The sequence below is a fragment of the Rhodococcus sp. P4_B6 genome (assembly GCF_056402215.1).
In genome coordinates this window covers 1-15,132 of the sequence record NZ_JBFUHV010000100.1, presented here as the reverse complement: position 1 = coordinate 15,132, position 15,132 = coordinate 1, and the positions used below count along the sequence as shown (strand labels likewise).

At 66.4% G+C, this 15,132-nt stretch carries 12 protein-coding genes; 6 read left to right on the top strand and 6 right to left on the bottom strand.

The features are described from left to right. The first annotated feature begins 41 nt into the window (after positions 1-41). Together AC1DWT_RS33070 and AC1DWT_RS33065 are read left to right on the top strand one after the other, a co-directional pair. Positions 42-1,205, top strand: a complete 1,164-nt coding sequence (locus AC1DWT_RS33070) for a Gfo/Idh/MocA family protein (protein WP_477923905.1) — start codon at positions 42-44, stop codon at positions 1,203-1,205. 41 nt (positions 1,206-1,246) lie between these two features. Further along, a complete protein-coding gene (locus tag AC1DWT_RS33065) occupies positions 1,247-1,762 on the top strand; it encodes an SgcJ/EcaC family oxidoreductase (protein WP_387495440.1) in 516 nt (171 codons plus the stop codon). Between the two features lie 47 nt (positions 1,763-1,809). Here AC1DWT_RS33065 and AC1DWT_RS33060 read toward each other — a convergent pair whose 3' ends face one another. Together AC1DWT_RS33060 and AC1DWT_RS33055 are read right to left on the bottom strand one after the other, a co-directional pair. Further along, the gene (locus AC1DWT_RS33060; protein WP_477923903.1) at positions 1,810-3,216 is read right to left on the bottom strand and encodes a guanine deaminase; all 1,407 of its coding nucleotides are present in this window, start codon (positions 3,214-3,216) and stop codon (positions 1,810-1,812) included. A gap of 143 nt (positions 3,217-3,359) precedes the next feature. Further along, positions 3,360-4,127: a hypothetical protein gene (locus AC1DWT_RS33055; protein WP_477923901.1), complete on the bottom strand. Its 768-nt coding sequence runs from the start codon at positions 4,125-4,127 to the stop codon at positions 3,360-3,362. A 139-nt stretch (positions 4,128-4,266) separates the two neighbouring features. Between AC1DWT_RS33055 and AC1DWT_RS33050 the strand changes: the two genes are divergently transcribed. After that, positions 4,267-5,496, top strand: a complete 1,230-nt coding sequence (locus AC1DWT_RS33050) for a cytochrome P450 (protein ID WP_206014239.1) — start codon at positions 4,267-4,269, stop codon at positions 5,494-5,496. 3 nt (positions 5,497-5,499) lie between these two features. Here AC1DWT_RS33050 and AC1DWT_RS33045 read toward each other — a convergent pair whose 3' ends face one another. The 3 genes from AC1DWT_RS33045 to AC1DWT_RS33035 form a co-directional block, all read right to left on the bottom strand. Then, on the bottom strand, positions 5,500-6,180 hold the full coding sequence (locus AC1DWT_RS33045) for a class I SAM-dependent methyltransferase (protein WP_072943634.1): 681 nt from the start codon (positions 6,178-6,180) through the stop codon (positions 5,500-5,502). A gap of 128 nt (positions 6,181-6,308) precedes the next feature. Beyond that, positions 6,309-7,274, bottom strand: coding sequence for a sugar phosphate isomerase/epimerase family protein (locus AC1DWT_RS33040; RefSeq protein WP_072943633.1), 966 nt, complete (start codon positions 7,272-7,274; stop codon positions 6,309-6,311). 135 nt (positions 7,275-7,409) lie between these two features. Next, the gene (locus AC1DWT_RS33035; RefSeq protein ID WP_477923897.1) at positions 7,410-8,129 is read right to left on the bottom strand and encodes a class I fructose-bisphosphate aldolase; all 720 of its coding nucleotides are present in this window, start codon (positions 8,127-8,129) and stop codon (positions 7,410-7,412) included. Positions 8,130-8,247: 118 nt separating this feature from the next. Here AC1DWT_RS33035 and AC1DWT_RS33030 point away from each other — a divergent pair, with 118 nt between their 5' ends. Together AC1DWT_RS33030 and AC1DWT_RS33025 are read left to right on the top strand one after the other, a co-directional pair. Further along, positions 8,248-9,033: a GntR family transcriptional regulator gene (locus AC1DWT_RS33030; protein WP_378683112.1), complete on the top strand. Its 786-nt coding sequence runs from the start codon at positions 8,248-8,250 to the stop codon at positions 9,031-9,033. Positions 9,034-9,080: 47 nt separating this feature from the next. Beyond that, positions 9,081-9,497, top strand: a complete 417-nt coding sequence (locus AC1DWT_RS33025) for a hypothetical protein (protein WP_477923895.1) — start codon at positions 9,081-9,083, stop codon at positions 9,495-9,497. A 56-nt stretch (positions 9,498-9,553) separates the two neighbouring features. Here the strand turns inward: AC1DWT_RS33025 and AC1DWT_RS33020 are convergent, their stop codons facing one another. Beyond that, complete coding sequence (locus AC1DWT_RS33020; RefSeq protein WP_477923893.1) at positions 9,554-12,964, bottom strand: protein kinase domain-containing protein; 3,411 nt, start codon at positions 12,962-12,964, stop codon at positions 9,554-9,556. Positions 12,965-13,282: 318 nt separating this feature from the next. On the opposite strand from AC1DWT_RS33020, the gene AC1DWT_RS33015 reads away from it, so the two are divergent. After that, positions 13,283-14,665 carry an MFS transporter gene (locus AC1DWT_RS33015; protein WP_477923891.1) on the top strand — a complete coding sequence of 461 codons (1,383 nt, stop codon included), beginning with the start codon at positions 13,283-13,285 and terminating at the stop codon, positions 14,663-14,665. The last annotated feature ends 467 nt before the right edge of the window (positions 14,666-15,132 follow it).

Genomic DNA, 15,132 nt, shown 5'->3' with positions numbered 1-15,132 from the left:
CGTAGGGACACCCGCCGTACCGAGTAGTTCCGGAGTCGACCTTGACCAACGTCAACCCCACCGAGATCGCAGTTGCTGTGGCCGGATTCGGCTGGATGGGCCGAGTGCACACCAATGCGTATCTGCGGCAGCGCCACCACTTCCCGGAAGCCCCGACGATCCGGCTGGGCGCCGTCGCCGACGAGGTACCCGGTCGCGCCGAGGAAGCCGCCGCCCAGTTCGGGTTCGGCGCAGCGTTGACGGATTGGCGCGACATCGCCGCCGACGAGAACATCGACGCGGTCAGCATCACCGCACCCAACTTCCTGCACCGCGAGATCGGCGTCGCGATGGCCGAGGCGGGCAAACACATCTGGATCGAGAAGCCGGTCGGGCTCTCGTCCGAGGACGCGAAGGCTGTTGCTGCCGCCGTCGAGAAGGCCGGCGTCCAGTCGACCGTCGGGTTCAACTACCGGCACGCACCTGCCGTCGCGATGGCACACGATCTCATCGCCTCGGGCGAACTGGGCACCATCACACATTCACGGTTCCGTTTCCTCAGCGACTACGCCGCACATCCGGACGGCGCGCTGAGCTGGCGTTACGAGAACGCGCGCGGTGGGTCGGGCGTGCTGGGCGATCTCGCCTCGCACGGCGTCGACCTGGTCCGGTACCTGCTCGGGCACATCGACGCCGTGGTGGCCGACACTGCCGTCTTCATCCCGCAGCGCGCCGTCCCGACGGGGGCCACCAGCGGGCATGCGCGCGCCACCGGCGGCAAGTTGGGAGCGGTGGAGAACGACGACTTCGTCAGCGCGCTGGTCCGTTTGGCATCGGGCGGACGGGTGACACTGGACGCCAGCCGCGTGGCCGTCGGCGAGCAGAACAACTACGGGTTCGAGATCCACGGCACGAAAGGTGCTGTGTACTGGGACTTCCGCCGGATGAACGAACTCGGAACGAGTCTCGGCAGCAGGTACCAGGACCAGCCGGTCACGACGGTCTGGGTGGGGCCCGACGCCGGGGCATACGCCCGCTTCCAGCCGGGGTCCGCGTCCTCGATGAGCTACGACGACCTCAAAGTCATCGAGGGAAACAACTTCATCACGTCGATCGTCGACGGAAAGCCCCAGGGCGCAACGATCGCCGACGCCGTCGCCGCGGCCGAAACCCTCGATGCCATCACGGCATCGGTCGCATCGGGTGCGTGGGTCGGGGTGCGCTGATCCGATCCGCGCCGTGTGGTCGCGGGGTTACGCTTGATCGGTTGGCGGGTCGTTCCCGTACGCGCCCCTTCTCCGCGGAGGTTGGTATGAATGCCAAACCGTTCGGCACAGGCATTGCGATTCTCGCGTTGACGATTTCGGTGGTTTCGTGTTCGTCGGATACTTCCTCCGACAGCGAGGACAGTTGCGTCCGCGCGAGTGACAGTGAGCTGGATGCGCTTTTCACGAGTTGGAACGATGCACTGGTCTCCGGCGACGCGAGCCGGGTGGCCGCGCTGTACCGGCCGGACGCGATACTGCTGCCGACTCTGTCGGTGCCCATCGCCGACACCCCGGAGGAGATAACGGAGTATTTCGTCAATCTGATCAAGGCCGATCCCACGGCCCGGATGGAAGAAAGCTACAAGTATTCGGACTGCGACCTGGCCTACAACGTGGGCCGCTGGGTGATCAACGCCAACGGCCAGGACGTGGCAGCGAGGGTCACGTGGGTGTACCGGTACGAAGACGGAAAGTGGCTGATCGCCAACCATCATTCGTCGGTGAACCCCAGCTGAGGCGACGCGGTGGTGGCCGACCCGCAAGGCCGGYCACCACCGTCGGTTCAGGACGACTTGGCGCGTTTACCCGCGACGTACACCTCGGTGATGGACGTCTCGCGGATCCCCATCAGCAGCGCGAACAGGGTCTGATCGCGGGCGAGTTCGGGGTCGGCGGACCGAAAGGCGTTGCGCAGCAACCCGTCGAGTGCGGGTGTGCCCGCCGGGTCGACGACGACGAAGTCGGCTTCCTTCCCGAGGTCGAAGTTGCCGAACCGGTTCTCCATGTCCAGTGCCCGGGCGCCGCCGAGGGTGCCGACGAACAGCATCTCGGCGGGATGCATCGACACCCCGTCGTCACCGGGCTCGGTGATGTGCACCTTGAACGCGTCGCCGAGCACCCGCGGAATCAGCCATTCGTCGCCGCCGCCGAAATCGGTTCCCACGGAGATGGTGACACCCGACGCGACCGTGCGCTTCCACGGCATCGTTCCGGATCCCAGGAACAGCTGCGAGATCGGACAGTGTGAGACCGACGTACCGGTCTCGGCCATCCGCTCGAGCTCGACGTCCTGGCAGTGCACGCAGTGCGCGAGGATCGTGCGCCGGCCGAGCAGGCTCTTTCCGCCGACCGCCGAGCCGGGCAGGAACTTCCCGTCGTAGGTGTCCAGGTACGAGTTCACCTGGTACGTCTCCTTGGTCGAGTCGACCTCGCCGGTGCCGGGACGGTTGTTCTCGTTGAGATGCGAGTGCACATACACCCCGCGGTCGCGCACCTCGTCGTAGAGTTCCCCGAGATTTTTCAAGGTCTCCGTCGTCACCGACAGCGAGAACCGCGGGATGATCGCCACGTGCAGCAGTGCGGTGTCGACGTCGCCGGTGTCGGCGCCGTGCCACTTGTCGATCTCCTCGCGGGTGAGCCGGATGGCGTCCTCTTCGGACGTCATCAACGGCTGGGCGGTTTCGTCACCGACGGTTTGAATTCCGCGGCCACTCACGATCCGCAGACCGGCCTTCTGTGTCTCGGTGAACAACGCGTCCTGGGCGTGCGGAAACGCCGAACCGAACACCATGGCGGCGGTCGTGCCCGCCGAGATGCGCCGGTTGGTGAACTCGACGGCCGCCTGCTGCGCGAACTCCCGGTCGGCGAACTTCGCCTCCGACGGGAACATGCACAGGGTCAGCCACTCCAGAAGTTGCCCGCCGCCGTAGGAGTCGCCGGCGTACGTCTGGGGGAAATGGACGTGGGTGTCGACGAACCCGGGCAGCAGAAACCCGGGCCGGTGATCGTACACGGTGCCGGACTCGTATTCGAACGGGAGCTCGGCGCGGTCACCGCAAAACACGATTCGCCCATCGTCGTCCAGCACCAGGGCGCCGTCGGGTATCGAAACCAGGGCGGCCGCGGCTTCGGTCACTTTCGGCGCGCCTGCGATGTGGAAGATGTGTCCGAGGTGGAGGTGCGTGGCCATGCGTGAACTCCCGTCGAGTGGTAACGGATCATGCGATGAGATAACAGCCCACACCTACAATGCCACCGATCAGACCTGGATCGCGGCCGAACAGACCAAGCCGTCTGCGTTGGATTCTGCGCGCCCGGCGGTCACCGCAACGGTCAGCGGGCCTCGACGAATCGGCGGATGACCTTGTCCCATCCCAGCGACTCGAGGAGTTCCGCGGCGGCCGCCCGCGAGGTGAGTGGCCGAAGAGCGTCGATGTCGAGGTCGCCGCTGGTGCCCAGGACGTCGTCGAGGCGCAGGCAGTCGACGTATCCGTAGTCGGACCAGGGTTCCACGTGCCCGTCCCAGTCCGCGACGTCGGCGTACGGCCCGCCGAGTCGTAGCTTGCCGCTGCGGTGGATCATCACGTACCGGGGCACCACCTGCATCGTCTCGTCGGCGGTGGCGAGGGTCGTTGCGGGGTCGGCAGCAGGATCCGCGCCTGCGAGCCGACGGTCGTAGGAGGCCGTCTTGACGGTTGCGACCTCGACCAGCGCCCGCACGTAGATCCACCGTGCTCGTTCGACCGAGCCCGCCCACGCCGATTCCTCGTCGGCGCAGGAGAACACGTTCTCGGCGGGGGTCCGGATCAGCAGTCGCGTCCCCACCCGCTCGTGGTCGACGACCAGGTCGCCGTCGACGAGCAACTCGCCGTCGTACTCGCGGACCCCGGTGATCGTCGCGACCGCCAGCACCTCGTCGTCGGGGGCGGTGACGAACAGTTCACGTTCGGAGAAGACGCTCTCGGCGTCGCCGGAAAAGGGGCCCCGGCCTCTGGTGAAGGCCTCCTGCTGGGTCAAGCCGGCCCGGAACCCTGCTTCGGTCGTCCCCAACGGATGATCGCGCATCTCCCGCAGGTCGCCGAGTCGAAGCCTCAACGTCACAGGTAGTCCTCCCCGTTCATCTCCGGCGCACCGCAGGCCGACTCTATGATAGCCGTTGACCTGCGGTGATTCCTCACCTGCGCAACCGCTGGTCGCCCAGTAGGGTCGCAGTGACTGTTCGACCGACCGAGGGGGACCGGTGACGGGTTCTGCGTCCGAAAGAATCATCTCGCCTGCCACACGCGTGTTCTGGGACCGCAGCTTCGCGGATCGTCGCGCCCTGTTCGAGGGGCTTCGTCAGCGGTCGCCTATCGAGTTCCACACCGAAACGGACGGTCCGGGTTTCTGGTCGGTCGTCGGCTACGACGACGTGGTGGCGGTGAGCCGGAACCCGGAGGTCTTCTCCTCGGCCAAGGGCTTCACCATCGACGACGTCCCTGTCGAGATCCTCGAGTTCGCCATGTCGATGATCGCGATGGACAACCCCCGGCACCAGCATCTGCGGGGGATCGTGCAATCGGCGTTCACCGCCGCGTCGGTGCGGGGCATCGCCGAGAGGGTGCGCGGTTACGCCGCGCAGATCGCCGCCGACCTGCCCCGAGATACGGTGTTCGACTTCGTCCCCGAGGTCGCGACCCGGTTGCCGGTGCAGGTGATCTGCGAGCTGCTCGGGATCCCGGAGCGCGACCGGCCGATGATCCTGGCGGCGGCCGCCGACGTCATTTCCGGGGGTGGGGATCAGGAGTTCGTCACCGCCCCCGGCGGTGCGGCGGGTCTCGGTCAGATCTACGGGTACGCCCTCGAACTGGGCGAGAAACGCAAGGCGGACCCCGGCGACGACCTGACGTCCCGCCTGGTGTCGACGACGGTCGACGGGGAGACCCTCACGCCGACGGAGTTCGGGTCGTTCGTCATCCTGCTGATCACGGCGGGTTACGAGACCACCCGGCAAGCGCTGGCGTGGGCGCTGCACCTGCTCAGCGGGCACCCCGGCCAGAAGGAACTGCTGCTCGCCGATTTCCCCGGCCGCATCGACAACACGATCGACGAGGTGATCCGTTTCGCGTCCCCGGTGCCCTACATGCGGCGCACCGCGACCGTCGACACCGAGATCGGCGGGGCCCACATCGCGGCCGGGGACAAGGTCGTCATGTGGTACCTGTCCGCGAACCACGACGAGCGCGTCTTCTACGATCCGGACCGGTTCGACATCACCCGCCCGAACGCGGGCAAGCAGCTCGGTTTCGGTGCGAAAGACATCCACCACTGCCTGGGCGTGAACCTCGCAAAGCTGGAACTGCGGGTCATGCTCGAGGAACTGTTCGCCGCCCACCCCGGACTCCACGCGGTGGGCGAGCCGGAGCTGCTGCTCTCCGCATTCGTCAGCGGAATCGCGTCACTGCCGGCCCGGGCAGGCGACCGGCCGTGACGTTCACGCAGGCCGGCGACCGGAAATCATGACGAGCGGCATGTCGGTGATGCGCGCTACGGTCGCGTCGTCGAGCTCGATCCGGTCCGCGAGGTCACGCGCCTCGTCGAGACTGATCGAGCGCCCGGCAATCCAGGTGTGGAAGATCGCCAGGTTGACCGGACCGAGAATGCGCGGCGCCTTGTAGTCCTCGACGAACTTCTCGGCGTCCTCGAACCTCGTGCTGCGGTCCGCATCCGTGATCAGCAGCGGTCCGCCCGGCTTCAGGACGCGCACGCACTCGGCGAGGCCGGCCTCGCGCGACGACCAGTGCTTGATGGAGCCGTAGCTGATCACGCCGTCGAATGTCTGATCGGCGAAGTCGAGCTTCGTGGCGTCGCCCACGTCGAAGCGCACCCGGTCGCCGTAGCTGCGCATGCGTTTGGTGGCGCGCTTGATCTGCGCCTGCGACAGATCGAGGCCCAGAATGTGCACGTCGGGGCGCTGGTCGGCGATGTACTTGGTGAACAGCGCCCCACCCGATCCGACGTCCAGAATGCGGGCGTTCGGGGGGAGATGCGGCAGGAAGTACTCGTCGATGACGCGGCGTGAGCGGTAGACGGCCGGTGCCACGATGGTCTCGTACATCCAGGCGTGCGCCGGTGTGTAGATCGCGGTGATGGGGTCGAACGGTGCCAGCGGCATGGTCGCGCTCCTAGGTGTCCCGGTTTCCCACGGCGCCCGAACCTGTGCGGGTCGACTGTCCGCGCCGTTGTCGCTCATAGAGTAAGGGTTACCTGGCGAACGCGCGGTCCGTCTATACGGTTGTCCACCTACACGCGGGCGGGTGTCCAGTCGGGGGTTTCGGTGAGCACCACCTGGTTCAGCAATTCGGCCGCCCGGCCTACGCCCTCGATCGAACTGACGAGCGCGTCCTCGTGCTCGATGTTGAGCGTGCCGTCGTAGCCGACGGACCGGAGGTTGTAGACGAAGTCGGCCCAGAACTGCTGCCCGTCCGGATGTCCCAGGCCGAGGGTGACGTAGTTCCATGCGCGGTCGTGCGGGGTGGTGATCGGAACGGTGTCGAGCAGTCCGTCGTTGTCGGCGTTCCACCGGTTGATCCGGATGTCCTTGGCGTGGACGTGGAAGATGGACTCGCCGAGGGATCGGATGACGGCGGGGATGTCTGCGCCCATCCACATGAGGTGTGAGGGGTCGAGATTGGCGCCGACGACGTCGGCCCCGGCGCTGTCGATCAGCCGGTGCAGGGTCGACGCGTTGTGGACGAGTTGGGCGCCACAGGCTTCGACGGCAAGACGCACGTTCGCGTCGCGCGCGAAGGCGGCGAGTTCCTTCCAGTACGGAATTGCCACCTCCTGCCATTGGTAGGCGAGGATGTCCAAGTTCTCCGGCGGCCAGGACGTGGTGATCCAGTTGGGCGACGAGTCACCCTCGGCGCCCGGCAATCCCGACATGAGGACCACTGTCGGGACTCCGAGCGCACTGGCCACCGTGATGGTGTCGCGGACGACTTCGGCCTGCCGCTCCCCGGTGACGGGGTGGAGTTGGTTGCCGTTGGCGGTGAGAGCGCTGAGGGTCAGACCGCGGGACGTGATCTTGCCGAGGAACTCCTCCCTCGCCCCGTCGGACGACACGAGGGCGGGTAGATCGGCATGCGGACTCTCCGACCAGTTTCCCGTGGCGACCTCGACGGACGACAGTCCGTGGGTGCGCGCCAGGTCCAGTGCAGCGTCGAAGGGCAGATGGCTGACCGAGTCGGTGAGTAGTCCGATTTTCATCGCTGTGCACTTCCTGTCGGGAGACGTCGTACACAACTAGTACGTTCTAGTATCCCTATTTGTCAAGACATATGGCCGGCGGCGACGGCGAGCCGGGCATGCTCGCCGACGCGTCCGCCGCTGCCGTTCACCCGCTCAGGACGTGAAGCTGACGCCCCGGGTCAGGGTGCCGATCTCCTTCAGTACGCGTTCGCCTTCGCTGCGTTCGCGTTGCCAGATGTTGCGGCCGACGATGATTCCGCGGGCGCCGGCGCGCAGGGTCTGCCCGATGGCGTCGACGGTGTCGTCGACGTCGCCGGCGAGGGGTCCGCCGGCGATGACGAGGGGGACGCGGAGTTCGTCGACGAGGCGGGCGGTGCGTTCCTCGCCGGGGAAGGCGATCTTGATGATGTGGGCGCCGAGGTCGTAGGCGATGCGGGCGACCTTYTCYTCTTSGAYGACGACGTCGTCGGTGCGGGGTGCGCCCATGATGACCGGTTCGAGGACGAGGGGGATGTCCCAGGCGTCGCAGGCGGTGACGATCTTGCCGACGCGGGCGCACATGGTGGCGCGTTCGCTGCGGGAGATGTTCCAGGGGAAGAGCATTTTGACGGCGTCGACGCCYATGCGGACGGCTTCTTCGACGGTGGTGATCAGTTCGTGGGAGCCGCCGCCGTCGAGGGTGGTGACGTCGTAGTAGGTGTCGATGGTGAGTACRCGGCTCAGGTGTGGGTGTTCGGCGAAGAATTTTTCGGTTTGTTTGACCTGTCCGGGGGTCATCATGAATCCGGTGACGTCGGTGTCGGCCCAGGCGGCGAACGGTGCGGAGGGGGTTTCGAGGCCCTTGATCCTGTCGAATAGGATTGTACGTATCATACGTACAATCCATACTCTATTGGGTGGGTCGCGAATGGACAAGGGGCAAGGTCGTGGACAACGCCTGGCCGTTCAACACCTACGATCGAGACATCAGTGAGCCGAAAGGAGCCGCTCCGTGACTACGAGTACCGAGGGTTCGATCGATCGGCAGTCGGTTGTGCCGTACTACCAGCAGCTGGCGTCCGTGCTGGAGGGTCGGATCTCGTCGGGGGCCATCGCCCGCGGAGCCAAGCTGCCCAGCGAGAACGAGCTTTCCGTCCAGTTCGAACTGTCGCGGGCCACCGTCCGTCAGGCTCTGCAGTTCCTGGAATCTCGCGGGGTCGCTCAGCGAATCCCGAACCGCGGAGTGTTCGCCAGCGCCCCCAAGGACGGCACCGGTTGGGTCATCCAGGGCAAGGAAGGCTTCCTCGAGAATGCGATGGGCCACCAGAACCGGTCGGTAAGCACCCGGGTGCTGCGCTCGGGAACTGCCACGTTTCCCGACCACGTCTGCCAGGCGCTGAATCTGCCGAGCGAGACAGTGGGTTTCGAGTTGGTGCGGGTTCGCTCCCTCGACGGCACGCCCGCACTGTTCAGTACCAATTACAGCCCGCCGATCCTGACTCCGGTCCTGGCGTCCGCGACCGACGTGCTCGCCGGCGAGGCGTCGCTGACGACACTGCTGACGAACGCGGGATTCAGCCTGGGCGGCGCCAATCGCATCATCCGCGCCGCCAGGCCGACGCCGGAGATCGCCGAGGCGCTGACGATCGACGAGAACGAACCCATGTTGTGCATCCGCTCGACGTCCTGGACGCCCGAAGGTCTCCGGTACGACGTCTACGAAACCTGGGTGCGCAGCGACATCATCCCGCTGGAGGTCGACGTGAGCACGGTCGACCTCGGCAACGCGGTCCGCTGATCCGGGATCGGACGTCAGACGCCCGCAGGCGCCAGGACGATGTCGAAATGCGCTCGCGCCCAGGAGCGGTCGCCGAGGCTGCCCGGCGCCGCCGAGGTGTTTCCTCGTCGGTGCGGCACCTCGTGCGCCATGCGATCAGTCCCCTGTGGGGGTGGTTCGTGGTGCGCCTCGGCGTGGCCCACCCCAAGCTGATCGACATCCTCGGCCCCCGGGCCGCGCGCGACCTGCGCAAGGGCGTGGACAGCGGAAGCTTCACGATTCCCGATGTCGAGATAGCCACGGCGAGCGTATTCGGCGCTCTGCTGTCGACCCTCCATCACGTGGTGTCAGCGCCGGCACAGGACCGCACCGACGAAGTCTTCGCCCAGGCGATGCTGTGCATGGTCGGCGTCGCCCCGGACGAGGCACGGGACGTCGCATCCCGGCCGCTGCCCTCACTCCCCGAGGTTTCGGCCGTGCAGTAACAGCGCTGACCGGCCCGCCACATGCGTTTCTTCGGTGAGAGGCGCACTCCGCGACGCTAGTGCGGGTGCGTCTGGGTAAGGAAGGACTCCGGGATGGACGGCCATTCGGGCCGCCAGCGGCCGTGGCGTTGATCGTCGGCGATCCCGGTGAGGAGTGCGGTGACGAGTTCGCCGCCGTCGGCAACCAGTCGGGGCAGGCCGTATTCGGCGCAGTCGGCGGCAACGGGAATGAGGACTTGTTTCGCGTCCATGACCCTTCCCGCGGCGGCCAGGCACTGGGCGTGCAGCATCCTCGCCTCGAGGAGGGCCCGCGGTCGCCGCGCTGTTTCGAGTGTCCGCACCACCGCCTCGACTCGGGTGCAGGCTTGGGCGTAGGCGTGGGCGGTCAGGAGCAGCCGGATCTGGGAGTCTTCGTCGATTTCGGTCGTTCGTCTGCCGATGACGGTGGGTTGGTTTCCGGGCGTCGACCGCTCTGTCCGAGAGTGGAATTCGGTGCCCGGTTCCCATCCGCAGCGAATCCGCTCGTTGTCGATCCGCGCGGCGAGCCGCGGCAGTGACAACTTCCGGGCGGTGTCGGCGCCCTCGTCCAACCGCTGCGCGGCCGCGGGCATGTCACCGCGCAGGGCCTTGATCCGGGCTCCGGTGCCGTAACTGGCGAGCATGAAATCCACGACGCCGCCCTCGGCGCCGAGGCGGTAACTGGCATCCAGCAGGCGCTCGGCCTCATCGATCGTGCCCTGCTGATACAGCAGGTCACCGAGCAGGGCCCCGGACAGCTGTGCCGCATACGAGTGGACACCGACGGTGGAAACGGCGAGGTCCCAGGCGGCCCGGAAGTGATCCTCGGCGGCGGTGATGTCGAGGAGTTCGTTGGCGGCGATACCGGCGAAACAGTGCCCGATCATCCCGAAGTGCGGGCCGCGGGTCTGCTGGTGGTAGGGCCGTGCCCAGTTCTGCAGTCGACGGGCGGCGTCGAAGTCGAAAGTGCAGATGTCGGCGAAGGAAGTGACGTCGGCTGCCGCGGCGACGACGAAGGGCGGCAGGGTGTTCGGCCGTGTCAAACATTCGCGGACCTGCTCGCCGGCCCCGTCGATGACGTCGGCGTGGCACCGACCGACATCGGCGATGACTGCCGCCTCCACCCGCAGATCGATCACCTGCGCCTCGGTCAGGGTGTGCTCGTCGAGGGCAGCCTCGACCCGCGCCAGGGCGGCCTGCATCGGCTCGAGCCGGTGCAGCAGGACGTTGGCCCACGCCACGATCAGCTGGAGCCGGGCCCGGTTCTGTGCGAGCAGTGCGGGAAGTTTCGCGACCAGAGCGAGGACCGTCCCCATCTTCGAGCTTTCGATCAGGTTCATCGCGTGCGACTCGATCAGGTCCACGGCACGGTCGTCATCGCCGGCGGCCAGCGCATGATCGACTGCCTCGCCGAGCGCGTGATGGTCGGCGAACCAGTCCGACGCTCTCCGGTGCAACCGTGCGAGTTGCTCGGGTGCATCGCGCTCGAGCCGGCGTCGGAGAAACTCGGCGAACAGATGGTGATAGCGGAACCAGTCCCGGTCGTCGTCGAGGCTGCGCAGGAACAGATCCCGCTCTTCGACCTCCTCGAGCAGTGCCTGCCCGCGGGTCGTGTCGGCAAGGACCCCCGCGAGGTCGCCGCAGATTCGTTCCGGAATCGAGGTGGCCATCAGGAAGTCGAGAAGTTCGGGTTCGAGTGCGCTCAGCACATTCTCGGCAAGGAACTCTCCGATGGCGTGATGTCGCCCGGACAGGTGGGCGATCAATTCGCCCGCATCGGATCGGCCGCGGAGCGACAGGGACGCAAGCTGCAGAGCGGCCACCCACCCGTCGGTGGAAGTTGTCAGCGCGGCGAGTTCGGAATCGGCGAGCGCGAGTCCGTTCACGTCGACGAGAAACCGGGTGGATTCGTCCAGGTCGAAACGTAGGTCCGTGGCGGTGACCTCGACCAGTTCGTCGCGAACCTTCATTCGGCCGAGCGGCAGTCCGGATCGGGTCCGGCTGGTGACGATGAGCTGAAGGTGGTGGCAGCCGTTGTCGAGCAGGTAGCCCAGGGCGGCGAGGGTCGCGGAATCGGTGACCCGGTGCCAATCGTCGATCATCACCGCCACCGGCAGCCCTCGGTCGTGCACCTCGTCGACCAGTGAGGTCAGCACGTAGCGGTCGGCGTCGGCCCCGCGGTCCTCCAGTACCTGACCGAGATCGTGACCCAGGGTGGGCTGCACACGCCGGATCGCCTCGATCAGGTGCGCGAGAAACCACACGAGGTTGTTGTCGTCGTTGTCGACGGAGAGCCACGCCACCGCAGTGCCTCCGGCGACGAGCACCTCGCGCCACTGGGCGGCAAGGGTGGACTTGCCGTACCCGGCGGGCGCATGGATGAGTACCAGTCGGCGCCGCCTCGCGGCCCGCAGAGCCTCGAGCAGCCGTGCCCGGCGCACCAGGGCCTTCGGTGCGGTGGGTGGCCGGAATTTCGTCGCCGGAGTCGGCGGCGCACGCCGCACACGTTGCGTGCCGGCGGGTGTCTCGGTCGGCACGGGCACCGATTCCGGCGCGACCGTGGGCACGTCGGCGAGTGCTCCGGCCCGGGCCTGAGTGTCGCGCAACTCGTCCCCGAACTCAGCCGCAGTGTGTGGGCGAGCCGTCGGTTCGGCGGCCATGGCGTGCCCGATCACCGCCGTCACCGCAGCGGGAATGGCCGGATCCCGCAGATCCGGCACCGGCTCGGTGGTGATCCGCACGAACTGGGCCACGAGTTGCTCACCGCTGCGGCGCTCGAACGCTGCGTGCCCGGTAAGTGCACAGAACAAACTCGCGCCCAGGCTGTAGATGTCGGACGCCGGGGTGGGGCTCTGCCCGGCGAGGACCTCGGGGGCGGTGAACGCCGGCGAACCAGTGATCACACCGGTACCGGTCTCGAAACCCCCGGAAATCCGGGCGATGCCGAAATCGGCCAGCTGCGCGTCGCCGTACTCGGTCAGCAAGATGTTCGCCGGTTTGACGTCGCGGTGCACGATCCCGGCCCGATGGGCGGTCTCGAGAGCCCCGGCCAACGCGATCCCCAGATTCAGCGTATCGGCCCAGTTCAGGGGGCCGGTGCGGCGGATCGTGGCGTCGAGCGAGCCGTACCGGTGATACGGCATCACGAGGTAAGGGCGGCCCGCCGCGGTGGTGCCCACCTGCAGAACGGTGACGATGTGGGGATGCCCGGACAGCCGGCCCATCGCCCGTTGCTCGCGCAGGAACCGCTCCAGATCCTCTGGCGCCGGGTCCGCGGCGAGTACCTTGACCGCCACCGTGCGGTCCAAATGCGGCTGACGACATCGGTAGACGACGCCAAACCCTCCGCGGCCGATTTCTTCGAGATCGGTGAATCCGGCGGCTTCCAGCTCTGCCGTTATGTCCCCGGCGTTGTCACGCTGGGTGGCAAACGGGTCGAATTCGGCCATCGCACACCCCATCCCGGTCGGCGTCACCACACCGGTGCCAGGCTCGAGTAATCCCGTCGTCGGCGGGCGGGTGATCCCAGAGTATCCCCGCGACCGATACCAGGGGTACCGACCGGAAACGCCGATCGGCGGCCTTCGGAATATCGACCTGGTAGGGCAAGAGGTGTTTCACATCGGAACACAGGTGGGTTGGAACATTCTCTTACGTTTGATCCACACGCCGTGGCGGCCGTCACAAGGTCGCCCCGCCGATGCCAAGGGTCACAAACATCCTCGGCCCCCGCCCTGCTACCACTGAGCCTGCTTCAGGAGAAACACATGACAAGCACGACCTCGTCGCCGCCCGCGATGACTCCCCGTCGCGCGGCGACGGCCGCGCTCCTCGGCAGCGCGCTGGAGTACTACGACTTCTTCGTATACGGCGCCGCAGCCGCCTTGGTCTTCAACGTGCTGTTCTTCCCCTCCGGCGACCCCACCGTCGCGCTCATCGCATCGTTCGCCACCTTCGCCGTGGGGTACGTCGCCCGCCCGGTCGGCGCTGTGGTGATGGGACACTTCGGCGACCGGCTCGGCCGCAAACGCGTCATGCTGGCCACCGTCGTGATGATGGGCGTCGCGTCCTTTGCCATCGGGTGCCTTCCGACGTATGACCAGCTGGGCCTGGTCGCCCCGGTGCTGCTGGTCGCCCTCCGCGTCGTTCAAGGATTCTCCGCCGGTGCCGAATCGGCAGGCGCATCGACGCTGACCGTCGAGCATTCCCCGGTCGGACGCCGGGGGTTCTTCACCAGTTTCGTCATGGTCGGCTACGCCGTCGGCTGCTCACTGGCCACCGTCGTGTTCCTCCCGATCGCGATGCTGCCCCACGACGCACTCTACACCTGGGGCTGGCGAATTCCCTTCTGGCTCAGTGCCGTAGTCGTCGTCATCACCTACTACGTGCGAAGCCATCTCGACGAAACTCCGGCCTTCACCGAAGCGCGACAGGAAGATCAGGTCCGGAAGCGACCGCTGAACGACGTGATTACGCATCACTGGCGCGACGTGATCCGAGTCGCCGGAGCATCACTGATGGCGTCGATGCAAACGCTGTTCGCCGTGTTCAGCCTTTCGTACGCCACCTCGGTCGGGGTGGAGCGGGGCACGATGCTCGCCATCATCTCCGGGTCGATAGCCCTGTCGATCATCGGCATCCCGGCAGCCGGCTACCTCTCCGACGTCATCGGCCGGAAGCGAACGATGCTGATCGGCGCTGTCGGCGGTGCGCTCAGCATCTTCCCCTACCTGTGGGCGATTTCGACGGCGAATGTCATGCTGATCGCGATCTTCGCGTTCGTCAACATGTCGCTGTTCTTCAGCTGCTACAACGGCGTGTGGACGTCGTTCTTCGCCGAGCAGTTCCCGGCACCCGTGCGATTCACCGGCATGGCTGTGAGCAACCAGCTCGGGAACCTTCTTGCAGGATTCGCTCCATTGATCGCCGCCGTGCTCCTCGGCGCGGGCCCGTCGGGCTGGCTTCCGGTCGCATTCTTCGGTGCGATCGCCACCGGAATCGGTGCGATCGCGGTTATCGGAATGCGCGAGACGTCGAAGACCCCGGCAGAATTCCTCGGCGGTCCGAGAGCTGAAGAGCTGATCGGTCAACTGAGCTCGTCCCAACCTGCCACCCCTGCAGCACGCCCTGCAGACGCAACGATGAGCTAGCCCACCGAGAACTCCTGAATGAACAGACCCCCGACGATCCACTGTCCGGGGGTCTGTTCATTCGGCCCAGGATCTTCGTGGCACGGGCGTTGTTTCCGCATACTGCCCACAACGCGCCCTTGATTCTGTCGCGCCCGATCGCGCGCAGAAGTTTCCACAAGGTGTTTCACATTGGAACGCAGTTGTGCTGGACCTTGCTTTTATCCTTGATCCAAACGCGGTGGCGGCTATCACATTACGACTGCCGCGGCGGGTAGGGCACAGAACGCGGAAGAGAAATCGACCGTCTGACCCAGCAATCGCGCAGTGCCGCTCCGCCCCAATTTCTTTCATCCTTTTCTTCTCTGCATCGGAACGACACAGGAGTTCGCCATGACTTTCCGAACCACACCCCAGATCGTTGACGCCGTCGTCATCGGTGCCGGATTCGGCGGTATCTATGCCGTCCACAAGTTGCACAACGAACT